This is a genomic window from Mesorhizobium sp. M7A.F.Ca.US.008.03.1.1 (genome assembly GCF_003997495.1).
GTDB lineage: Bacteria > Pseudomonadota > Alphaproteobacteria > Rhizobiales > Rhizobiaceae > Mesorhizobium.
Genome location: NZ_RZRU01000022.1, coordinates 24,289 through 43,331, shown reverse-complemented (window position 1 = coordinate 43,331; position 19,043 = coordinate 24,289). Strand labels below are relative to the sequence as shown.

25 protein-coding genes are annotated in these 19,043 nt (G+C 62.0%); 8 read left to right on the top strand and 17 right to left on the bottom strand.

The genetic code is table 11. From position 1 onward, the window contains the following. Positions 1 to 62: 62 nt before the first annotated feature. From EOA16_RS25425 to EOA16_RS32755, 3 genes are read right to left on the bottom strand one after another with little or no spacing between them, the layout of a single operon-like run. A complete protein-coding gene (locus EOA16_RS25425) occupies positions 63 to 266 on the bottom strand; it encodes a hypothetical protein (RefSeq protein WP_127260656.1) in 204 nt (67 codons plus the stop codon). Next, a complete protein-coding gene (locus EOA16_RS25420; protein ID WP_127260655.1) occupies positions 259 to 1,185 on the bottom strand; it encodes a DMT family transporter in 927 nt (308 codons plus the stop codon). The genes EOA16_RS25425 and EOA16_RS25420 overlap by 8 nt, the downstream gene beginning before the upstream one ends. Positions 1,186 to 1,230: 45 nt before the next feature. After that, positions 1,231 to 2,064 carry a hypothetical protein gene (locus tag EOA16_RS32755; RefSeq protein ID WP_164754385.1) on the bottom strand — a complete coding sequence of 278 codons (834 nt, stop codon included), beginning with the start codon at positions 2,062 to 2,064 and terminating at the stop codon, positions 1,231 to 1,233. A gap of 110 nt (positions 2,065 to 2,174) precedes the next feature. On the opposite strand from EOA16_RS32755, the gene EOA16_RS25405 reads away from it, so the two are divergent. Continuing rightward, the gene (locus tag EOA16_RS25405; protein WP_127260654.1) at positions 2,175 to 3,134 is read left to right on the top strand and encodes a LysR substrate-binding domain-containing protein; all 960 of its coding nucleotides are present in this window, start codon (positions 2,175 to 2,177) and stop codon (positions 3,132 to 3,134) included. A 1-nt stretch (position 3,135) separates the two neighbouring features. Further along, on the top strand, positions 3,136 to 3,723 hold the full coding sequence (locus tag EOA16_RS25400; RefSeq protein WP_206517366.1) for a GNAT family protein: 588 nt from the start codon (positions 3,136 to 3,138) through the stop codon (positions 3,721 to 3,723). Positions 3,724 to 3,774: 51 nt separating this feature from the next. Here EOA16_RS25400 and EOA16_RS25395 read toward each other — a convergent pair whose 3' ends face one another. Next, complete coding sequence (locus EOA16_RS25395; protein WP_013532473.1) at positions 3,775 to 4,287, bottom strand: DinB family protein; 513 nt, start codon at positions 4,285 to 4,287, stop codon at positions 3,775 to 3,777. A gap of 59 nt (positions 4,288 to 4,346) precedes the next feature. Between EOA16_RS25395 and EOA16_RS25390 the strand changes: the two genes are divergently transcribed. Further along, positions 4,347 to 5,039 (top strand): glutathione S-transferase family protein, encoded by a 693-nt coding sequence (locus tag EOA16_RS25390; RefSeq protein WP_127260652.1) that lies wholly within the window; start codon positions 4,347 to 4,349, stop codon positions 5,037 to 5,039. 11 nt (positions 5,040 to 5,050) lie between these two features. Here EOA16_RS25390 and EOA16_RS25385 read toward each other — a convergent pair whose 3' ends face one another. After that, positions 5,051 to 5,308, bottom strand: coding sequence for a DUF2934 domain-containing protein (locus tag EOA16_RS25385; RefSeq protein WP_127260651.1), 258 nt, complete (start codon positions 5,306 to 5,308; stop codon positions 5,051 to 5,053). 164 nt (positions 5,309 to 5,472) lie between these two features. On the opposite strand from EOA16_RS25385, the gene ndk reads away from it, so the two are divergent. Together ndk and EOA16_RS25375 are read left to right on the top strand one after the other, a co-directional pair. Beyond that, complete coding sequence (gene ndk / locus EOA16_RS25380; protein WP_013532476.1) at positions 5,473 to 5,895, top strand: nucleoside-diphosphate kinase; 423 nt, start codon at positions 5,473 to 5,475, stop codon at positions 5,893 to 5,895. A gap of 143 nt (positions 5,896 to 6,038) precedes the next feature. After that, positions 6,039 to 6,647, top strand: coding sequence for a class I SAM-dependent methyltransferase (locus tag EOA16_RS25375; protein ID WP_127260650.1), 609 nt, complete (start codon positions 6,039 to 6,041; stop codon positions 6,645 to 6,647). A 31-nt stretch (positions 6,648 to 6,678) separates the two neighbouring features. Here the strand turns inward: EOA16_RS25375 and EOA16_RS25370 are convergent, their stop codons facing one another. From EOA16_RS25370 to EOA16_RS25340, 7 genes are all read right to left on the bottom strand, one after another. Continuing rightward, positions 6,679 to 6,948 (bottom strand): hypothetical protein, encoded by a 270-nt coding sequence (locus EOA16_RS25370; protein ID WP_127260649.1) that lies wholly within the window; start codon positions 6,946 to 6,948, stop codon positions 6,679 to 6,681. A gap of 285 nt (positions 6,949 to 7,233) precedes the next feature. Beyond that, entirely contained in the window at positions 7,234 to 7,998 is a 765-nt protein-coding gene (locus EOA16_RS25365; RefSeq protein ID WP_127260648.1) for a YbaY family lipoprotein, read from the bottom strand. Between the two features lie 94 nt (positions 7,999 to 8,092). Next, entirely contained in the window at positions 8,093 to 8,569 is a 477-nt protein-coding gene (locus EOA16_RS25360; protein ID WP_127260647.1) for a molybdenum cofactor biosynthesis protein MoaE, read from the bottom strand. A gap of 1 nt (position 8,570) precedes the next feature. Next, the gene (gene moaD, locus EOA16_RS25355; RefSeq protein ID WP_013532479.1) at positions 8,571 to 8,828 is read right to left on the bottom strand and encodes a molybdopterin converting factor subunit 1; all 258 of its coding nucleotides are present in this window, start codon (positions 8,826 to 8,828) and stop codon (positions 8,571 to 8,573) included. 1 nt (position 8,829) lies between these two features. Continuing rightward, a complete protein-coding gene (gene pgsA / locus EOA16_RS25350; protein ID WP_023673449.1) occupies positions 8,830 to 9,426 on the bottom strand; it encodes a CDP-diacylglycerol--glycerol-3-phosphate 3-phosphatidyltransferase in 597 nt (198 codons plus the stop codon). 97 nt (positions 9,427 to 9,523) lie between these two features. Next, complete coding sequence (gene uvrC, locus EOA16_RS25345; protein ID WP_127260646.1) at positions 9,524 to 11,587, bottom strand: excinuclease ABC subunit UvrC; 2,064 nt, start codon at positions 11,585 to 11,587, stop codon at positions 9,524 to 9,526. After that, a complete protein-coding gene (locus EOA16_RS25340) occupies positions 11,584 to 12,348 on the bottom strand; it encodes an SDR family oxidoreductase (RefSeq protein ID WP_127260645.1) in 765 nt (254 codons plus the stop codon). The genes uvrC and EOA16_RS25340 overlap by 4 nt, the downstream gene beginning before the upstream one ends. A 412-nt stretch (positions 12,349 to 12,760) precedes the next feature. Between EOA16_RS25340 and EOA16_RS25335 the strand changes: the two genes are divergently transcribed. Further along, complete coding sequence (locus tag EOA16_RS25335) at positions 12,761 to 13,423, top strand: outer membrane protein (RefSeq protein WP_127260644.1); 663 nt, start codon at positions 12,761 to 12,763, stop codon at positions 13,421 to 13,423. A 118-nt stretch (positions 13,424 to 13,541) separates the two neighbouring features. On the opposite strand, the gene EOA16_RS25330 is transcribed toward EOA16_RS25335, so the two are convergent. Beyond that, complete coding sequence (locus EOA16_RS25330) at positions 13,542 to 14,138, bottom strand: glutathione S-transferase family protein (protein ID WP_127260643.1); 597 nt, start codon at positions 14,136 to 14,138, stop codon at positions 13,542 to 13,544. A 266-nt stretch (positions 14,139 to 14,404) separates the two neighbouring features. Here EOA16_RS25330 and EOA16_RS32940 point away from each other — a divergent pair, with 266 nt between their 5' ends. Continuing rightward, entirely contained in the window at positions 14,405 to 15,121 is a 717-nt protein-coding gene (locus EOA16_RS32940) for a hypothetical protein (protein ID WP_206517365.1), read from the top strand. Between the two features lie 464 nt (positions 15,122 to 15,585). After that, positions 15,586 to 15,897, top strand: coding sequence for a transcriptional regulator (locus EOA16_RS25315; protein WP_127260640.1), 312 nt, complete (start codon positions 15,586 to 15,588; stop codon positions 15,895 to 15,897). A 37-nt stretch (positions 15,898 to 15,934) separates the two neighbouring features. On the opposite strand, the gene EOA16_RS25310 is transcribed toward EOA16_RS25315, so the two are convergent. The 4 genes from EOA16_RS25310 to EOA16_RS25295 all read right to left on the bottom strand — a co-directional run bounded on the left by EOA16_RS25310 (position 15,935) and on the right by EOA16_RS25295 (position 18,984). Continuing rightward, a complete protein-coding gene (locus tag EOA16_RS25310; RefSeq protein ID WP_127260639.1) occupies positions 15,935 to 16,771 on the bottom strand; it encodes a DMT family transporter in 837 nt (278 codons plus the stop codon). Next, positions 16,768 to 17,349, bottom strand: a complete 582-nt coding sequence (locus EOA16_RS25305; protein ID WP_127260638.1) for a TetR/AcrR family transcriptional regulator — start codon at positions 17,347 to 17,349, stop codon at positions 16,768 to 16,770. Before EOA16_RS25305 ends, EOA16_RS25310 begins: the two co-directional genes overlap by 4 nt. Positions 17,350 to 17,483: 134 nt before the next feature. Continuing rightward, positions 17,484 to 17,936: a hypothetical protein gene (locus tag EOA16_RS25300; RefSeq protein WP_127260637.1), complete on the bottom strand. Its 453-nt coding sequence runs from the start codon at positions 17,934 to 17,936 to the stop codon at positions 17,484 to 17,486. A gap of 193 nt (positions 17,937 to 18,129) precedes the next feature. Continuing rightward, complete coding sequence (locus EOA16_RS25295; protein ID WP_127260636.1) at positions 18,130 to 18,984, bottom strand: 23S rRNA (adenine(2030)-N(6))-methyltransferase RlmJ; 855 nt, start codon at positions 18,982 to 18,984, stop codon at positions 18,130 to 18,132. Positions 18,985 to 19,043 lie beyond the last annotated feature (59 nt).

Genomic DNA, 19,043 nt, shown 5'->3' with positions numbered 1-19,043 from the left:
AAGAATCAAGAATCGGCAAAAATAGCATTCATGCGAAATCGACGCCGTGCAAATTAGAAAATCTAATACTTGGAACCAGCAGACTTCGCGGCAGGACTTTCGTCCAATATCTCCAGAATACGCTTCCAGCGGGCGCAACGCGCGAAATCCTTTTGTTCTATCGCCTTTTCGGCCCTCATCGCGGCGTAAAGCGGTGCCTCGGCGCCGCATTCGTCGATCAGCCAACGCGCTTCCTGAATGGCCAGACGCTCATTCTCGTCAAACATGGTCTTCGGCCTCCGAACGTTCCACACCGACCGCGACACAACTGCCGATGACGAGGATGGCTCCGACAATGGCCGTCACCGTCAGCCGTTCGCCGGACAAGGTCAAAAGCAGGGTCGAGGCGATCGGCGTGAGATAGGCGACCACCGCGACCCTGCCGCTGCCTTCAAGCTTCAAGGCGCGCGACCAGAAATAGTAGCCCAGGCCCATCGGACCGACGCCGAGATAAAGGCCGAGAGCCAGGTCCGCGCCGACGGGCCAGGCGAAACCGTCGCGAGCGCACCACAGAAACGTCAAAGCGACGCCGATCAAAGACGATGGCAGCAACAGGCGATCCGCTGGGGTGGCGACCCGTCCCACCATGATCGAATAAAAGGCCATGCACAGCGCCGACCCGAATGCGGCGAGATAGCCGACCAGATCGCCCTCGAACCAGGATTGATTGCGCCCTCCCGAAATCACCAGTGCGACGCCGATGAAACCTACCACCGCGGCGAGACCCAACACTGCCGGACGCCGCGGATTTTCCAAGGCAATGACTGCCGCCGCGACCATCAAGGGCCAGGTGTAGGCCACCAGATTGGCCTCGATCACCGGCATCGAAGCGAAGGCGATGTATTGCAGCACCATGGTGCCGACCAGACCGATGAAGCCGACCGCGAGAGAGATGAGCGCCGCCCCGGCCGTGACCGGTGCTACTCTTTCCCGGCTCATCAATCGGATAACGGCGAAGACGAGTGCGGCGCCTGCAAATTGCAGGAACTGGACCTGCGCCACCGGGTGGCTGGCCAGCAGGGATTTGCCGACCAGCGCATTGGTGGACCACAACGCCACCGCACCGGCAGCGAAGACCAACGCGGATATCGAGCCGGATCCCTGCCGAAACAATCGGCATGGGATTCTATTTTGTTGTTCGACCATGATCCTGTCCGAAACCCGGTTCCGACTTTTCGGGATCATGGTTCATTACCATGATTCCCTGGCTCCGCCCGGAGCCGGCGCATCGACGGGGGCGGGCACGGGATGCTCTGCCTCGAACCGGCGATAGGCCGGCAACTGGTTGGTCCAGACATCTTCGGCCAGTTCGCTGACCCACTCACGGTCGTGGTCGTTGTCGGCGGCGAGATAGAACATTCTGTTGTCGTCTACATAGGGTTTGGCCACCGAGCGCTGGTTGAGCACCAGCGTGACGCGCTCGCCGAACCGGATCGGCGCGGTGCGATGCAGGACGCCCAGGAATTGCCCGAGCGTCGCGTAGTTCATCTTGTGATCGATGCGCATGACACTGTTGCGCGGGATCGCGCGGCCGGCTTCGAGGATGGCGCGGCCGGTTTCGGAGTCGTCGCAGTAGATTTCGAGGTGGCCGCCGACCAGCGGATTGCTGATCGACAGCGGAATGAGCTCGGTGACCGGAACGCCATCGCAATGCCACTCCACGGCGCCGTCCTTGGGATTCATGAAGGTGACCGTCGAACCGACGATCGACAGCGGATAGGGCTCCAGCTTGGTGCCCATCATGTCGGACAGGCGCTCCAGGCGCAGCTTGTCATGAAGCAATTCCTTGATCTCGGGGATGAAACGGTCGGCCCCGGTGATGAAGGTCAGATCGAGGTGCTTGTGCACGGCATGGCTGGCCTTGAGCTTCAGGGCAGCCTCCTCGATCGCGGCAAGCAGTGCCGGGTCATAGCCGTGCAGATATTGCGCGACACCGAAACTCGACACTTTCCAGGCGGTTTCATGGCCGATAATGGCTTCGCGGCTCATCGCATAACGCAGTTCGGGAATGGTATGGGCGTTCATTGTACTTCTCCAGGATGGGGGCAACACTTGGTAAACAGTCGATTAATTCACCCACCCCTGTAAAATTAGGAATGCTGGTGCTAGTGTAAGCCAAGCTTAAGGTCGAAACCGTGCGTCTGCTCAGTCAGGTCAACCTCAATTCGCTTAAAATCGTGGAAAGTGCTGCAAGGCACGGTAATTTCACGCGTGCCGGCGAAGAACAGTTTATTACCGCTTCAGCGGTCAGCCAGCGCGTGAAAAGCCTTGAGGATCAGCTGCGCTTCAAGATTTTCCAGCGCGGCGGCAATGCGGTGTCGTTGACGCCGGAGGGCGAGACCTATGTCTCGCGCGTTCGCGAGGCGCTGGAGCGAATCGTCGCCGCCAGCATGGAAGCGACCGGGCAATCGCAGGAGCATGTGCTAAAAATATCGGTGCTGCCGACCTTTGCGGCACGCTGGCTGTTTCCGCGCCTGCCGCTGTTCCAGCAGCAATATCCCGATATCGTGATGCGGGTCTCGACCTCCTACGCGACGCATGAGTTCACGGCCTCGGAGTTCGATCTCGAAATCCGTTATGGCGACGGTCACTTTCACGGGCTGCAATCCGATCTGCTGTTTCGCGAAGACCTGACACCGGTGTGCAGCCGCAAACTGTTCCACGAAGTCCTCGGCGATAAGCGGCTGTCGAAGATGACACCGGACGACCTCAAGCACTTCACCCTGCTGCATTCCGACACCTGCACCCAGAATTGGCAATCCTGGCTTGGTTTCGCCGGCGCCAGCTTCGTGCTCAGCGAGACCAAGAGCATCTATTTCGACTCGTGCATGATGTCCTACGAGGCAGCCAATTCCGGGATGGGTTTTGCGGTGGCCAACCGTGCCTATATGGCCAGCGACATCCGCGCCGAAAGGCTGGTGGCTCCCTTCGCCGTCCATCATCCGAACACGGCTGGTTGGTATTTTGTCTCTCCGCAGAAAGGCCTTGCCGCACGCAAGGTCCAGTTGTTCAAGCAATGGGTGATGGCGGAAGCGGCTCTGACGCAGTGCCAGCTGGACAGCGAAATCAGGGGCGAGGCTTCGACGGCTGCCTGAAATGGACGTGCAATCCAGACAACCCACCTTGGTCGGCAAGACCGTTGAACTCACGCCGCTTCAGCGGGACCATTCGTCGGCGCTTCTAAGCGCCGCAGCGGACGGTGCGCTGTGGAACCTGAAGTCCACAGTGGTGCCCGGGCCGGACACGATCGATGGATACGTAGCCAACGCTCTGGCTGGGCGACAGGCCGGCACTGTCATGCCTTATGCAATCGTCATGCGCAGCACCGGGCTGATCTGCGGAAGTACGCGGTTCTGGAAGATCGATCACGCGAACAGAAAGCTGGAGATTGGGCATAGCTGGCTCGGCAGCTCGGTTCAGCGGTCCGGAGTCAATACCGAGGCGAAGTATCTTCTCCTTAGCCATGCATTCGAGGTCATGGGATGTGTCCGTGTGCAATTCACCACGGACGAACTGAACGACTGGTCAAGGGCAGCCATTCTGCGAATTGGGGCCAAGCAGGAAGGCATTGTTCGCAATGAGCGGATCATGCCGGACGGCCGGAAGCGCAATTCCGTCCGGTTCAGCATCATCGATTCCGAGTGGCCGGACGTAAAGACAATGCTGCAGCATAAAATGCGGTGATAGTCCGCGCGACCCTCAACTCGGACTCAACAACCGCAGACGTCGCAGGGATCAGGCGAAAGCCCTGCCCTCCTCGGTGCGCTGGAAGAGCATCAGGTCCAACCCCAGGCTTGGCCGTCCCAGGATGGTCAGGATCGTATGCGCCTGGCCGCGATGGTGGGTCTGGTGGTTAAAGACATGGTCCAGCGCCGGTGCCAGCCTTTGCGAGACGGTGCGCATGTCCGAGACGGTCATGTAGGTGAAGCGGCCCGTCAACGCCTTGTCATTGAGGCCGCCGACCCAATCGATTATCCTCCTGTCCTCGGCTTCACGCGCCGCCCGCAGGCCGGTCAACCCCCGATGCAGAATAGCGTCCAGCGTCGTCGGCGCGTCACCCTCGCCGGTGAAGCGCTTCATCCAGATGCGGTCGGCAGTCAAAAGGTGGTTGAGCGTGCCCATCATCGAGCCGAAGAAGGCGCCAACATCGCGGTTGAATTCCTCATCATCGAGTTCGGCGGCGGCATCATAGATGCGGCCATTGGCCCATTGATTATAGGCCGCAAACATCATGAAATGCTGTCTCATGGCTTCCCTCGGCTCGCGTCGATGCGGGGCCTACCTAACCCGCGAGGGAGCCGCCGCCAATGACCATTCTGCTCTATGATCTCGTCGGACGCGACACCACACGGCCGTTCAGCCCGCATTGCTGGAAGGCGACCATGGCGCTCGCCCACAAGGGGCTCGACACATCGACCGTGCCGACGCGCTTTCTCGAGGTGCCCGCTGTCGAGGGCGGCGTTTCGAAAACCGTCCCGGTGATTCGCGACGGCGAGACGGTCGTCGCGGATTCCTTCGCCATCGCGCTCTATCTCGATGAAACCTACCCGGACCGGCCGACGCTGTTTGGCGGTGAAGGCGGCAAGGCGATGGCACGCTTCATCGAACGCTGGTCGCAAGTGACCATTCATCCCTACGTAACCACCGCGGCCATCATGGACCTTCATGCCATGCAGGACGCGGAAAACGCCGTCTATTTCCGCCAGAACCGGGAGCAGCGTCTTGGCAAGCGGCTGGAGGAGGTGATGGCCGCCAGAGAGGCCGGGCTCGGCAATTTCAGAGCCTCACTGGAGCCACTGCGCTCGATGCTCTTCTATCAGCCATTCATCGGCGGCGCGTCGCCGCTGTTTGCCGACTATATCGTCTTCGGCGCGCTGCAGTGGGCGCGGATAGCCTCGCCCTACCAATTGCTCGACGACGGCGACGTGGTGGCGCAGTGGTTCGACCGCTGCCTCGACCTGCATGGCGAGCTGGGACGAAAGGTGGCCGCAGCAGCTTGACGCCGTAAAGCTTACTTGGCCGCCGCCTTCTTTGGCTTGCCGGCCTTCGTGGCAGCCTTTGCCTCCTCCTTGGGGGCGGCCTTTGCCTTGGCGACGCCAGCTGCCTTCCTGGTCGGCTTTTTGGCTGCCGACTTGCCCGCGGCGTCCTCCTGCTCGACATCGGCCGCCGCCTGATGCCAATGGCGCTCATGGTGGCCAGCCGGTTGTCCCTCTTGCAGCCAGAGCTGGTGCGCGCGGTTGCGAATGCGTTCCTGACGATCGTCTGCCATGGTCGTGTTGTCTCCATGCGAGCCGACTTCAGCGCGGCCCCGACACGCGACTATAGCAAGCAAAGCGTTGCTGTGCAGCCGTCTGATCTCGCCTCTTGGCAATGGCCCGGGCGGCTTGTATAGAGCCCGCCACTCTCAATTCCATTCTCAGACAAGGACGACCCATGGCGCTCGAACGCACATTTTCCATGATCAAGCCGGACGCAACCCGGCGCAATCTCACCGGCGCCATCACCAGGATGCTGGAAGAGGCAGGCCTGCGCGTCATCGCCTCGCGCCGGGTCTGGATGAGCCGCCGCGAAGCGGAAGGCTTCTATGCCGTCCACAAGGACCGTCCTTTCTTCGGCGAATTGGTTGAATTCATGTCGTCGGCGCCGACTGTCGTCCAGGTACTGGAAGGCGAGAACGCCATTGCCAGGAACCGCGAAGTGATGGGCGCCACGAACCCGGCCAACGCCGCCGAAGGCACCATCCGCAAGGTTCATGCGCTGTCGATCGGAGAAAACTCCGTGCACGGCTCCGACGCGCCGGAGACCGCGGCAGAAGAGATCAAGTACTGGTTCTCGGACACCGAGATCGTCGGCTGAGCCGACAATCCAGATTTTGGATTATGAAAAAGGCCGGCGTTTCGTCGGCCTTTTTCATGGCCTAACGGTCAGGCTGCGCGCGAACTGCATGTGCTAGGATGGGACATGACGCGTATGTAGCCGACAATGGAGCGGACCGCAGCATGACCGGCGCCATTCCGGGCTTCTTCCAAGGCACAGAGATGCCGAACAGCGACTGGTGGGAGGCGCTTTGGCCAGACCCTGCCGCCGTGGTTTCGGCAACGGGGATCAAGCCAGGCATGGAGGTGATCGATCTGTGCTGTGGCGACGGCTGGTTCACGCTGCCGATCGCCAGGATGGCGCGCCATGTCGTCGCCATCGATATCGACGCCGATCTGGTCGAAGCCGCCCGACGCCGGTTGGCTGAAAGCGGCGCGACGAATTGCAACTTTATCGAGGGCGACGCCTATGAGCTTGCAAGGCTGGCGCCTCGACCCGCCGATTTCATCTTCATGGCCAACGCCTTTCACGGCGTTCCGGACCGGCCGCGTTTGGCGCGCGCGGTGCGGGCGGCACTCGGTCCGGGCGGACGTTTCGCCATCGTCAATTGGCACCAGCGTCCGCGCGAAACAACGATCGTTCAGGGCGAGCCCCGCGGACCGAGGACCGAGTTGAGGCTGTCGCCGGAACAGACCGTTGCTGCCGCCGAAGCGGGTGGGCTAAGGCTCGCCGACCTGATCGAGGTGCCGCCCTATCACTATGGCGCCGTGTTCGAACAACCGACGGCTTGAGAGGCTTGCCGCCTCCCGCAGCGGGTTCTGGTCACTTCGGTTGACGATCCTTTACGTTCGCATGGGCGTTCGCTGCTGCCGTGTCGGTGGACGGTGTCTGGGTATCGGCACCTGCGAATGGGCTACCCTGCCCAGGCGCGAGATCGCCGCTGTGACCGGCCTTGTTGGTCGTGAAGGCATGGCCATCGGCATTGAGACCATGTTGAAGAGCATTGAACAGATGGTCGTCCGCCGTCGCGAGGCCGGTAAGAGCAAGGAGCGATACGCCTGCGGCAGTAAGGACAAGCGCGTACGTTTTCATCTCTGGACTCCTTTGAGTTAAGCCAGAACGAGCCGCAGCAGGTCTGGCGGTTTCAACGAAGGGATATTCGGAAATATCCCTTTGCCCCATCCGCCATGTCTGGGAGAGAAACGCTTCTCTTGCCGGAATTATTCCCGAAAAAGTGGCGATCCAAGTACGCGCTGGAGCGGTTCACTGTTTCACGGAAACAGTGAACCGCTCTAACTCTTTGTTTTGACGCAATTCCCATGGGAAAACGCTATGCGCTTTTCGCGGAAAAACCGCTTTCAAAATTTTCCAAATACTCTAACTCGCGGCGCTAAGGCGCAGGATCTCGCGGCCATCCTTGTCGGCTATGACGAGCTTGCCGGCAATGACGCTGTATGAAGCGGCCTTGGCCAGCGCATCGAATAGCGCCTTTTCCTCAGCCATCACCTCGGGCGCGCAGGCCTTGTAGGTCGAGCCGATGTCGCTGATCGCGATTGCCTGGCCATCGACCTTGGCGGTGGCGAAATAGGTGTTGCAGGGACCGCTGCCGCCGGCCTTGCCGGCCTCGCTGACCCTGAACGTCGCTTGCGGGGCGGTGATGACGCCGATGCCGTCGACATAGTCGACCAGCCAGAGCTGGTCAAAGACGGAAACCATGGGCTCGGCGCTCGGGGTGACCATCTTCAGCATGATGGTCTGCGGCACGTCGGTCATCGGATCGACCTGATGGCGCATATCGGAGATGAACAGGAGCTTGTCGTCGACGGTGATGCGGGCTTGCAACGCGTAAGTCATCTGCGACCGGATGACGGAAGGGTCGAATTTGATCTCGAAGCTGATCGGCACCTGGCCGGTCGGCTTCACTTTCTGCTCGCCGATAATGGTGGCCGGCGCATCGGCCAGCGAGACATCGGCAAGTTGCACGGAGAGCACGGCACTGGGCGGCAAGGCGATGCGTTCGCGATAGATCACCTCGCCTCTCATAGCGTTTTCGGCGGCGACAGACTGCTCAGGCACGGCCAATATGCCGACGACCAGAGGCACGAAACCGAAGACGAAGAACTCCGCGATCCTGTCCAGCATGACCATCTCCCTCGCCCAGGGCTGCCAATGCCCAGGCTGACCAATTCCGCCAATTGGCCAAAGGATTGCGGTCAATGCATGGCTGCGGCGGATCTTATTCGGGCGTTTTCCAGCGTTGCGCGGCCGTTGCATCGGCGTCCTTGGCCTCGACCCAGCCACCCTCCGAGCCGTCAGCACGGTGCTCCTTCTTCCAGAAGGGCGCGCGCGATTTGAGATAGTCCATGAGAAAATTCGCCGCCTCGAACGCCGCATGGCGGTGCGCGGAGGCTGCCACCACCAGCACGATGTTCTCGCCGGGCGCGATCTTGCCGTGGCGGTGGATGGCGGTGAGCCCCTGCAAGGGCCAACGCTCGACCGCTTCAGCAGCGATGCGGGCGATTTCTGCTTCGGCCATACCGGGATAATGTTCGAGCTCGAGCGCCGAGAGCGCGCCCTGCTCGTCGCGGCAAAGGCCTGAAAAGGTCACCACGGCGCCGATATCGGCGCGGCCTTGCGTTAGTCTGGCGATCTCGGCGGCGACGTCAAAGTCTTGGCGCTGAATGCGCACGACAGGTAAGACCGCGCCGGTCATATCAGCCCCCGGTCATCGGCGGGAACAGCGCGATTTCGCGGGCGCCCGCGATCTTCTCGCGGTGCTCGACATGCTCCTGGTTGATGGCGACGCGGATCACATCGGGATATTGCAGCGCGTGCTCATAGCCCTCGCCGCGCGATTTCAGCCAGCGCAGGAGATCGGCGACCGTCTCGATGCCGGCAGGCAGGTCGACATCCTCCTCAGGCATGCCGATGCGTTCGCGCACCCAGGCAAAATAAATGAGCCGGGTCGTCATCTCACTCGTCCATGATGTGCTTGAGGCCGGCGCGGAAATAGTCGTAGCCCGTATAGAGTGTCACCAACGCCGCGATCCACAGCAGGACCAGCCCGGTCTGGGTGGTTAGCGGAAAGATCTTGTCGCCGGCCGGTCCGGCCAAGAGGAACGCTATGGCGACCATCTGGATGGCGGTCTTCCATTTTGCCAGCTGCGTCACCGGCACCGAGACCTTTAGCGCCGCCAGATATTCGCGCAGGCCCGAGACGAGGATTTCGCGGCACAGGATGATGATCGCGGCCCACAACGACCAGCCGGCAATGCCCGCATGGCGATCGGTATCGGCGGCCAGCAGCAGCAGGCAGGTGGCGACCAGCAGCTTGTCGGCGATCGGGTCGAGCATCTTGCCGATGTTGGAGGTCTGCTGCCAGGCACGCGCCAGATAGCCATCCAGATAATCGGTGATCGAGGCGAGCAGGAAGATGATCAGCGCCGACCAGCGGGCGAAGTCGCTCGACTTCAGATGTCCTTCGAGAAAAAAGCACAGCACCACCAGCGGCACCGCGACGATGCGGGCGTAGGTGAGCATGTTGGGCAGGTTGAACGCGCGCTTGGCCATGTCTGGGAAACTCTTTCTGCCTGCCTACTCAAATCAGATGCGAATGTGGGGGGTCAACAGGCCAGATTCGACAGGCCAGATGAAAGTGCCGGATTTTTCAACTCTCGTGGAAGTGATTGTAGACCAGTTTCGCCACCTGTTCGGAAATTCCGTCGACTTTCCGCAGATCCTCGATGGCCGCGCGGCTGACCGCCTTGGCGGTGCCGAATGCCAGCAGCAATGCCCGCTTGCGGCCGGGACCGATGCCGCTGATCTCGTCGAGCGGGCTCTTGACCATCTCCTTCTTGCGGCGGGCCCGATGCGAACCGATCGCGAAACGGTGGACCTCGTCGCGCAGGCGCTGGACGAAATAGAGCACGGGATCGCGGACCGGCAGCGAAAATGAGTCCCTGCCTTTGACGAAGAAACGCTCACGGCCGGCGTCGCGGTCCTGGCCCTTGGCGATGCCGATCGCAACCACGCGGTCCTCGATGCCGAGATCCGAGAGGATCTTGCGCACCGCGGTCATCTGGCCCTGGCCACCGTCGATCAGGATGACATCGGGCCAGGCCGGGAAACTGCCGGAGATATCGTCCTCCATATCGTCTGCCGAACCATCAACTGCATCGCCAGCGGGGACATCGCCATGCTCCTTCAGCAACCGCGAAAAACGTCGTTCCATCACCTCGCGCATCATGCCGAAATCGTCGCCAGGCGTGATCTCGGTCGAGCGAATGTTGAATTTCCGGTACTGGTTCTTCACGAACCCTTCGGGTCCGGCGACGACCATGGCGCCGACCGCGTTGGTGCCCATGATGTGCGAATTGTCGTAGACCTCGATGCGCACCGGCGGCTTGGCCAGGCCGAATGTCTCGGCGAAACCGGCAAGCAGGCGTCCTTGGGTGGAGGTTTCAGCCAGTCGGCGTCCGAGCGCTTCGCGGGCATTCTGCAGGGCGTTGTCGGTCAGGTCTTTCTTTTCGCCGCGCTGCGGCACCGAGATCGCGACCTTGCGGCCGGCGCGGGTGGAGAGCGCCTCGGCCAGCAGTTCCTGATCCTCGACGCCATGCGACAGAAGAATGTTCCGCGGCGTCGGCTTGTCGTCATAGAACTGCGCCAGGAACGACCCCAACACCTCGGCTGCTTCCAACGCCGGATCGGCCTTAGGGAAATAGGCGCGGTTGCCCCAGTTCTGGCCGGTGCGGAAGAAGAACACCTGGATGCAGACCTGGCCGCCTTCCTGATGGATGGCGAAGACATCGGCTTCGTCGACGGTCGCCGGATTGATGCCCTGGTGGCTCTGCACATGCGACAGGGCCGCCAACCGGTCGCGATAGATCGCGGCGCGCTCGAAATCGAGAGCTTCCGACGCCTGCTGCATGGCGGCCGAGATTTCCGTCTTCACCTTCTGGCTGCGGCCGGACAAGAAGTCCTTCGCCTCGCCGACCAGTTCGGCATAGTCCTGATGCGAGACCTCGCCGGTGCAGGGGCCGGCGCAGCGCTTGATCTGATAAAGCAGGCAGGGCCGCGTGCGGTTCTCGTAGAACGAGTTGGTGCAACTCCTGAGCAGGAAGGCGCGCTGCAGGGAGTTGATGGTATGGCCAACTGCACCGGCCGAAGCAAAGGGGCCGAAATAGTCGCCTTTGCGCGACCGCGCGCCGCGATGCTTGTAGATGCCGGGCGAAACATGGTCACCGGTCAAAAGGATATAGGGAAACGACTTGTCGTCGCGCATCAGGACGTTGAATCGCGGCCGCAAGCGCTTGATAAGGTTTGCTTCGAGCAGCAGCGCCTCGATCTCGGTGCGGGTGACGACGAACTCCATCGTCGACGTCTCGCGCACCATGCGGCCGATGCGGGTGGTGTGGAAACGGCCTTGCGCGTAGTTGGTAACGCGCTTCTTCAGGCTGCGCGCCTTGCCGACATAGAGCACGTCGCCGGCAGCATTCATCATGCGGTAGACGCCGGGCGCGTTGGGCAGCCGCTTGACCAGCGTCTGGATCACCTCGGCGCCGATCATGCCTTCGGCGTCGCCCGCATGCGGCGTCCAGTCGATGGCGGTGAAGGCGACATCGGGACCGACGGTTTCAACGATCTCCTCGACCGCCTCGTCCTCGAGGTCGATATCGGGGGGCAGATCGTCGGCGCCGCCGCGCGGCTTGCTTTTGTGGTCTACAGGACTCATTCCGTCATGCCTGTCACATCGGGCGTCTGCCACGCAAGATGCTGGCCGCCATCAAGCGCGATCATGTGGCCGGTGACCGAGCGCGCTTCCCAGAGATAGCGGATCGTGGCGCCGAATTCCGGCAATTCCGGGCCGCGCTTGAGGATCAAGCCATCGACCTGTGCGGCAAAATCGCCGTCGTCCTGACGCGCGTTCTTCAGTGTCGGCCCCGGGCCGATGGCATTGACGCGGATGCGGGGACCGAGCGCTTGCGCCATCATCTGGGTGGCCGTCCACAGCGTCGATTTGGACAGCGCATAGGAGAAATAGCGCGGCGTCGGCCGCCAGACGCGCTGGTCGATCATGTTGACGATCAAGCCCTCCTGCCCTGCCGGCAACGCCCGGGCAAAATTCTGCGCCAGGAGCGCGGGCGCTTTCACATGGACGGCAAAGTGCCGGTCCCAGGCACGCCAGTCGAAATCCAGAACCGAATCGTCCTCGAACAGTGACGCATTATTGACCAGCAGCCGGATCGGCCCGAGCGCTGCTTGCGCCTGGCCGACGAGATCGCCAACGGCATCCATGTCGGTCAGGTCGGCGGCGACCACGGCGGCGCGGCCACCTCCGGCAATGATTTCGGCAGCCAACGCATCGGCCTCGGTGCGCGAGCGGTTGCAATGGATGGCGACGGCAAAACCGTGGGCGGCGAGATCCTCGACGATCGCCCTGCCGATCCGCCTGGCCCCGCCCGTCACCAGCGCTGTGACAGTGGCTTTGCTCATATAGTGTCAATCCTCAATTTCGGCCCGAAAAAGCAGTGCCGGCGAAATATGGCCCGGCATGCGTTAAATGGTGTTCGCACCCTGGGCAGCATTGTGGCGAAACGGCCGTTTGATATCCCGACCCCGCCCTGGCTCAGGTGTGCCCCACCGCAATATAGGGTGCTGGAGTCCTTGCACCAAGCGGTGTGCAGCGCAGCACGGGATGGTTCCTGCCATTTCGCTGTTGCGAAGATGCAACGTCAAGGTTCTGCCTCATTCGTGCCGGGGAATGACCCAAGTTCAGGTTCGCTTCAGCCGCATTTTGACACGACATTTGGAACCGACGAACGCCAGATCCGTTTCACCCCCCGGACGGGTCGATGGCGATCGTGAGAAACAAGCCTGTGTCCTGTGGCTTAAGGAGTAAAGAACAATGCAAGCCAATCTAAAATTCGCACGGCCGCTGGCCGTGGCGCTCGGCCTCTTCGCCCTCAGCGGAACTGCGTATGCTGCTGACGTGGTTTCGGAAGAGCCGCCGGCACCTGCGCCGATCGCTGAGCTTCCGGTCGCTTCGTGGGCCGGTCCCTACGCCGGTCTCAACGTCGGCTACGGCTTCAGCGGCCATACCAAGGAAAAGGATCTGGGTGTTGACAATGTTGACGTCGGCACCAAGGGTTTCGTCGGCAGCGTCTTCGGCGGCTATCAGTGGCAGCAGGAGAACTTCGTCTACGGCGCTGAAGCCGAACTCGGCTACAACGGCGTCAAGGGCGACGAGGATGGCGTCAATTCCAAGGCCGGCTTCGAGGGTTCTTTGCGAGCTCGTCTCGGCTACGCCGTGACTCCGGAAATCCTGCTCTATGGCACCGGCGGTCTCGCCGGAAGGAGCCTGAAGGTCGAAGATGACGTATATGGTTCGGACCGCGCCACCATGCTCGGCTGGACCGCCGGTCTCGGCACCGACATCAAGCTGACCGACAATGTCTTCGGCCGCGTCGAGTACCGCTACACCGACTTCGGCAGCAAGAGCTTCGACGGTATCGGCAAGGTCAAGGCCACCGACAACCGCGTCACCTTCGGCGTCGGTATGAAGTTCTAAGTCGTTCAAGCCACGACACGAAAAAGCCGGGCCTCGTGCCCGGCTTTTTTTGTGCCTGAGTGATTTTCCCGGGTGATCGAACTGATAACCGGGAAATCAATTCCGGGGTAATCGGCCATCAACCGGGAATGCAGGGCTTCAGTTCTGGAAACTTCTCGTCGAAGCGCGCAGCCCATCGTGTCAGCCGGGCGCGACCCTTTTCCCATTTTCCGGCAAAGCGCAGCGCGAGATAGCCAAGGCAAGCGCGCAGCGCCATCTGGCCGGCGGTGATCTTTTTCGGCAGCTTCGGCGGATTGGCATTGAGCAGGTCGAGTGCCGCCGTGATCTTCGCCCACTGGCGATCGAGCCAAGGCTGATAGACCATCTCCTCTGGCCGCGTGCGCCGTTCATAGACCATCGACAGCGCGCAGTCGCAAATGCCGTCGGCCAATGCCTCCAGCACTTCCGCCTCGAGCCGCTTGTCGGGATTGCGTGGAAAAAGCGCGTTCTTCGACAAACGGTTGAGATGCTGGGTGATGGCGCGACTGTCATGGATGGAGCGACCGTCGTCGAGCACCAGAACCGGGATCTTGCCGAGCGGGTTGGCGCCGGTCAGTTCAGCCGGTTTGTCCTCGGTTCTGACCGCCACCGTTTCGATGTAGATGCCGGCATAGGCTGCTGCCATGCGCACTTTGGAACTGTAGGGAGAGGTGGACGCATAGAGCAGTCTGGGCATGATCGGTTTCCTGTTTTGCAGGCCGGCAGTGTTGACCGATCAGGCGCGATCGAGCAATGGCCAGAAGCGGAAAACCCAGCCGCCAGCGAGCGACGCATCGGCCAGGGCCGTTTGGCGAGCGCTCCAAGAAGACGGCGCTTCACCATGGTCGCCGAGTTGCCGGGATCGCGCGGATCAGCCAGCCGACAGGCAAGACCGAAGAGCCTCGCGCCAATATTTAATCACCCGCATTAATGACACAAAAAAGCCCCACCGGACTCCGCCCTATGGCGAAGTCCTGGGAGCTGCGAAAAGATATCCTCCGTCCGCCTCTGTTCTCGCCTTCCGACTGCCTGAACAACGAGCGGGGCGCCTATCAGGCACCCGCCCTCGACTGTTTCGGCACCGCCCCCGGCGAGGGAAGACGCGACTACTTCTTGCCGGCCTTCGCGGGCGCTGCCTTCGGCTTGGCCGCAGGTGCCGCTTTCTTCACCGGTGCTGAGGATTTCGCTGCCGCAGCCTTCTTTGCCGGAGCAGCCTTCGCAGCCGGCTTCTTGGCAGGTGCAGCCTTGGCAGCCGGTTTCTTGGCAGGCGCTGCCTTCTTCGCCGCGGGTTTCGCCGCGGCTTTCGCTGCAGGCTTCTTGGCCGGTGCCGCCTTCGCAGCCGGCTTTGCCGCTGCCTTGGCGGGTGCTGCCTTTTTCACTGCCGGTTTTGCAGCAGCTTTCGCTACCGGCTTCTTGGCCGGCGCTGCTTTCGCCTTGGCCGCCGCGGCCTTCGGCTTGGCAGCGGGTGCTGCTTTCTTCACTGCAGCTGCGACCTTTGCCGTCGCTGCTTTTGCGGGTGCTTTCTTTGCCGGTGCTTTGGACGCCGGCGCTTTGGATGACTGCTTAGCCATGCGATGCCCCTTCCTTTGTGCCGACGGCCGTAATGACCCGGCGCGCTCATGCATATCTGACTCGCGGCTTGCTAGCCAGCGAAGCAATAGACTGATTTTCGCAGCTTAAATTTCGGTTACGATCGGCACATGATCATGCTGATCGTCGCAGAAACTCACTGCTGATCTTCGACCAATGGCTGGAATGTGTCGCCGACATTCTCCACACGCCGCGGGACCGCTCCTCCGTTAAGCTCCGAAGGTCAGTGAACAGCTTTGGGTGTCGATCGTCGGCCGCCAATATCATGACCGCCGCCTCATCGGTGCGATCATCTCGTGCAGGCGGACGATCTATACTGCAATGCGACAGCCGGTCGGTGCATCGTCTTGTCAAGCACGATCGCAGACAGGCTTGCTCGTGAATTGACAGAGAACTCTACGTGACAGAGTATTCTGTACAGAATGCGAGAGCACTTCAATGTCGATCGCACAGGAGCAAGCGGCGCTGTCGCCGTTCGAGATTGCCAAGACGGTCCGCCACGGCGGCGGCATGGTTGTCCGCGGCCTCCGGCTTGGCTGCGCCGGAGCCAAGCGGTGAGTGCCGACGAAATCATCCACCAGAGCACCAGGCTCAGGATCATGGCCGCGCTGAGCATGCTGGAAAGGCGTCAAACGCTGGACTTCACCGGGCTGAAGGCCATCGTGGACGTCACCGATGGCAATCTCGGCGCGCATCTCGATACGCTGGCCAGGGCCGGTTATGTCGACATCGAAAAGCTGTTCGTCGGCCGCCGGCCGCAGACGCGCGTCAAGGCGACGACGAGCGGACGGCGCGCGTTCCGCGGCCACGCTGCATTCCTGCGCAAGATCCTCGACCAGGCCGAGGCGGCGGCGCGCAGGAAATAGCGTGGTGACCGGGCATCTTGCGCGATGCGCATTTCCGTCACGGCTGATAGCCAAGGCAGATGGCGCCGAGCGCGACGATGGCGCAGGCGCCGACCCGCCGCGGCGTCAGCACCTCGCCCAGGAACAGGCGTCCGATGAAGGCCGCGAAGACGACGCTGGTTTCGCGGATCGCGGTGATCGGCCCTGCCGGTCCAAGCGCGAAAGCCGCGACCACGACTCCGTAGGCCAGTAGTGCAAACAGGCCGCCGCCCAGCGCCTTCCAGGTTTCCGGCGCACGCAGGTCGACTATGAGCCGGCCACGGCAGGCGACGAAGGCCGCCGGCAGCAACGCGCCGTAGATCAGCAGGACCCATGCGGTGTAGGCGCCGGCGTTTCCCGCCGCCCGAACGCCGAGCGCATCGACCGTCGCATAGGCGGCGATGATAGCTCCCGTTGCCAACGCATAGAATATCGATGTCGTGGCGGCCCTGCCCCTTCCGAGAGAAAGGCCCATGATGCCGCCCGCGACCAGCGCGACACCGATGGTCTGCGGCAGAGTGAGCTGCTGGTTGGCCAGGAAGAACCCGCCGAGCGTGACAAGCAGCGGCACGCTGCCGCGAACGATCGGATAGACCTGTCCCAGTTCGCCATATCTGTAGGCGGCCACCAGAAACAAACTGTAGCCAACCTGCAGGCTGGCCGAGAGCACGATGTAGGACCAGGCCGGCGCGGCTGGAAGGGCGTGGAAGAAGGCGAAGGGGATGGCGAGCGCCGTACTGGAAAAGCTCATGACGGTGACGGTCCACAACCTGTCGGCCCCCGTGCGCAGGAACGCGTTCCAGGTTGCGTGCAGGATCGCCGCAAACAATGCGAGCCCGATGACCAGCGGGCTCATTGCGGCCTGCGCGAAGCAGCGACGATGCCCATGGCCGCCTTGCGGGCGTCGCGAATGGCGGCGTCGGCCTGCCCCATCTGCGCCAGCAAGGTCGCACCTTCGATCAGCATAAGCAGTGTCGCCGCCACGCTCTCGGCGCGGCCGCGCGGCATCACCTCTTCGAGGATAGACCGCATGCGCCGCTTGAGGCCGTTCTTCTGCCTGACAACGGCCTTGAAAACCGGATGCCCGGGATCGCCGAACTCGGCCAGCGCATGTGCGAACAGACAGCCATGGAAATCCGCACTGCGGAACCAGCGTGCATGCCAGTCGAAGATTCTTCCGATCTTCTGTTCCGGCGGAATGCCCTCTTGGGCGAGCCGGTCGAGCTGGCGGTCGAAACGCATGGCGCGATAGTCGAGCACCTCGACGATCAGTTCGTCCTTGCTGGGAAAGTGGCGATACATCGTCATCTTGGCCACATCGGCCTCGGCGATGATCCGGTCGATACCGGTCGCATGGAAGCCGGCCCGCTTGAACAGCACGTAGGCCGTTTCAACGACGTGCTGGCGCTTATCGGAAACGGGCGATGGTGTCATGGCGCCTACCGAGTGATGAGACAGGTCTGTCTCATAGTTATGCGACGGATCGCGCCTGCTGTCAACGCGGCACGAAAAACGCCTGCAGCCGATCAAGCCACAGGCGCGAAAGAGATTGGAAGGGGAAACCGGGTTTAGCGCAGAATGCGGCAGCGGCCGTTGTAGACCATCCAGCGGTCGAAGCCCGAGACGCAGAATTCGACGTTGTCGCCGATCGAGGCAAAGCCCTGGCCTTCCTCGATCAGGTACCAGATGGTGCGATCGCGGCCGTCGGACAGGCTGACGGTGGCCCCGCAATAACGGCGACCGATCGGCCAGGTATCGTTGGCCGCCAGATAGCGATGCTGGTGAATGCGCCGGAAATCGGTGATCTGCACATCAGGCAGATGCGGCACGTGATGCACCTGATAGGAAAAGCGGCTGGTGATCTTGTTCAGCACCCAAGGCTGACCGCAGACCCCGCTGTCTTCATCGGAATAGACCGCAAGATCGGCGGCCTGCACGGTCTGGGTGACACCGAGAGGCGCGGCAAGCGGGGTGCAGAGCGAAATCAGGGCGGCAAGGGCGGATTTGGCGAAGCGAGTCATGGCAGCCTCTCAAGGTCGATTGCGCGCACTGTGCGGATTCGCTCGGCGGCGGTCAAGCGGTTGCGTTGACAATGGTTTCCCAGTTTGAAACTGCTTTTTGACCAAAGCCGAATTTGCACCGCACCGGAATGGCTCTGGCACGTCCATGTCCGGATCCAAAAGAGCGCGGTCCCGGGTCGTCAATGAGCCCGCCTCAAGCCTGCTCGCCGGCCAGCCATTCCAGCGACCAATGCGCTGGCCTGCCCACCGCAAGCAGCCTGTGCAAGCCGGGCAGCAGCGTCCGCAGCTCACCCTCCAGCGTGAAGGGCGGGTTGACGACCACCATGCCGCTGCCGTCGAGGCTGGGCTCCGAAGAGGCCGGCCTGATCTCGAATTCGATGTCGAGCAGCTTCGGGATGCCGGATTGCTTCAGCGCCTTGCGGAAAGCGATGATCGCCTTGCGGTCCTTGAGCGGATACCAGAGCGCGTAGATGCCGCCGGGCCAGCGCTTGTGGGCTCTCACGAGCCCGTCGACGAGGCGTTCGAACTCACCCGCTTCCTCGAATGGCGGATCGATGAGGACCAGGCCGCGCTTTTCCTTCGGCGGCAGATGGGCGCCGAGCGCCAGCCAGCCATCGAGTTCGATGATCCGGGCCTGGAAATCGCCGGCAAAGAACATTCTCAGCCTCGCGGCATCCTTGGGGTGCAGCTCGATCGCCGTCAGCCTGTCCTGTTTGCGCATGAGATGGCGCGCAATCAATGGCGATCCCGGGTATTTCTGAATGCCGCCCTCGGGGTTGAGCGACCGTATTGTCTCCAGATAGGGCGCGAGCAGCGCCGCCACCGGCGCGGCAAACGGGGCATCGATCAGCCTGCCGATGCCGCCTTGCCACTCACCCGTCTTCTGCGCTTCGAGCGACGACAGGTCGTAGCGGCCAATGCCGGCATGGGTGTCGACGACCCGAAACGCCTTGTCCTTCTGCTTCAGATACTCGAGCAAGCGCGTCAGCACGACATGCTTGACGACGTCAGCGAAATTCCCGGCATGGTAGGCGTGGCGGTAGTTCATGGTTTTGTGCCGTTATGCATGTCGTTGTCCCAAAACCGCTGCACACTTTCGGGCGACAT

Excerpts from the sequence above, each read along its gene's own strand:
- EOA16_RS25425 (WP_127260656.1), bottom strand. The coding sequence starts at position 266 with ATGTTTGACGAGAATGAGCGTCTGGCCATTCAGGAAGCGCGTTGGCTG.
- EOA16_RS25420 (WP_127260655.1), bottom strand. The coding sequence starts at position 1,185 with ATGGTCGAACAACAAAATAGAATCCCATGCCGATTGTTTCGGCAGGGA.
- EOA16_RS32755 (WP_164754385.1), bottom strand. The coding sequence starts at position 2,064 with ATGAACGCCCATACCATTCCCGAACTGCGTTATGCGATGAGCCGCGAA.
- EOA16_RS25400 (WP_206517366.1), top strand. The coding sequence starts at position 3,136 with ATGGACGTGCAATCCAGACAACCCACCTTGGTCGGCAAGACCGTTGAA.
- EOA16_RS25395 (WP_013532473.1), bottom strand. The coding sequence starts at position 4,287 with ATGAGACAGCATTTCATGATGTTTGCGGCCTATAATCAATGGGCCAAT.
- EOA16_RS25390 (WP_127260652.1), top strand. The coding sequence starts at position 4,347 with ATGACCATTCTGCTCTATGATCTCGTCGGACGCGACACCACACGGCCG.
- EOA16_RS25385 (WP_127260651.1), bottom strand. The coding sequence starts at position 5,308 with ATGGCAGACGATCGTCAGGAACGCATTCGCAACCGCGCGCACCAGCTC.
- ndk (WP_013532476.1), top strand. The coding sequence starts at position 5,473 with ATGGCGCTCGAACGCACATTTTCCATGATCAAGCCGGACGCAACCCGG.
- EOA16_RS25375 (WP_127260650.1), top strand. The coding sequence starts at position 6,039 with ATGACCGGCGCCATTCCGGGCTTCTTCCAAGGCACAGAGATGCCGAAC.
- EOA16_RS25370 (WP_127260649.1), bottom strand. The coding sequence starts at position 6,948 with ATGAAAACGTACGCGCTTGTCCTTACTGCCGCAGGCGTATCGCTCCTT.
- EOA16_RS25365 (WP_127260648.1), bottom strand. The coding sequence starts at position 7,998 with ATGCTGGACAGGATCGCGGAGTTCTTCGTCTTCGGTTTCGTGCCTCTG.
- EOA16_RS25360 (WP_127260647.1), bottom strand. The coding sequence starts at position 8,569 with ATGACCGGCGCGGTCTTACCTGTCGTGCGCATTCAGCGCCAAGACTTT.
- moaD (WP_013532479.1), bottom strand. The coding sequence starts at position 8,828 with ATGACGACCCGGCTCATTTATTTTGCCTGGGTGCGCGAACGCATCGGC.
- pgsA (WP_023673449.1), bottom strand. The coding sequence starts at position 9,426 with ATGGCCAAGCGCGCGTTCAACCTGCCCAACATGCTCACCTACGCCCGC.
- uvrC (WP_127260646.1), bottom strand. The coding sequence starts at position 11,587 with ATGAGTCCTGTAGACCACAAAAGCAAGCCGCGCGGCGGCGCCGACGAT.
- EOA16_RS25340 (WP_127260645.1), bottom strand. The coding sequence starts at position 12,348 with ATGAGCAAAGCCACTGTCACAGCGCTGGTGACGGGCGGGGCCAGGCGG.
- EOA16_RS25335 (WP_127260644.1), top strand. The coding sequence starts at position 12,761 with ATGCAAGCCAATCTAAAATTCGCACGGCCGCTGGCCGTGGCGCTCGGC.
- EOA16_RS25330 (WP_127260643.1), bottom strand. The coding sequence starts at position 14,138 with ATGCCCAGACTGCTCTATGCGTCCACCTCTCCCTACAGTTCCAAAGTG.
- EOA16_RS32940 (WP_206517365.1), top strand. The coding sequence starts at position 14,405 with ATGGCGAAGTCCTGGGAGCTGCGAAAAGATATCCTCCGTCCGCCTCTG.
- EOA16_RS25310 (WP_127260639.1), bottom strand. The coding sequence starts at position 16,771 with ATGAGCCCGCTGGTCATCGGGCTCGCATTGTTTGCGGCGATCCTGCAC.
- EOA16_RS25305 (WP_127260638.1), bottom strand. The coding sequence starts at position 17,349 with ATGACACCATCGCCCGTTTCCGATAAGCGCCAGCACGTCGTTGAAACG.
- EOA16_RS25300 (WP_127260637.1), bottom strand. The coding sequence starts at position 17,936 with ATGACTCGCTTCGCCAAATCCGCCCTTGCCGCCCTGATTTCGCTCTGC.
- EOA16_RS25295 (WP_127260636.1), bottom strand. The coding sequence starts at position 18,984 with ATGAACTACCGCCACGCCTACCATGCCGGGAATTTCGCTGACGTCGTC.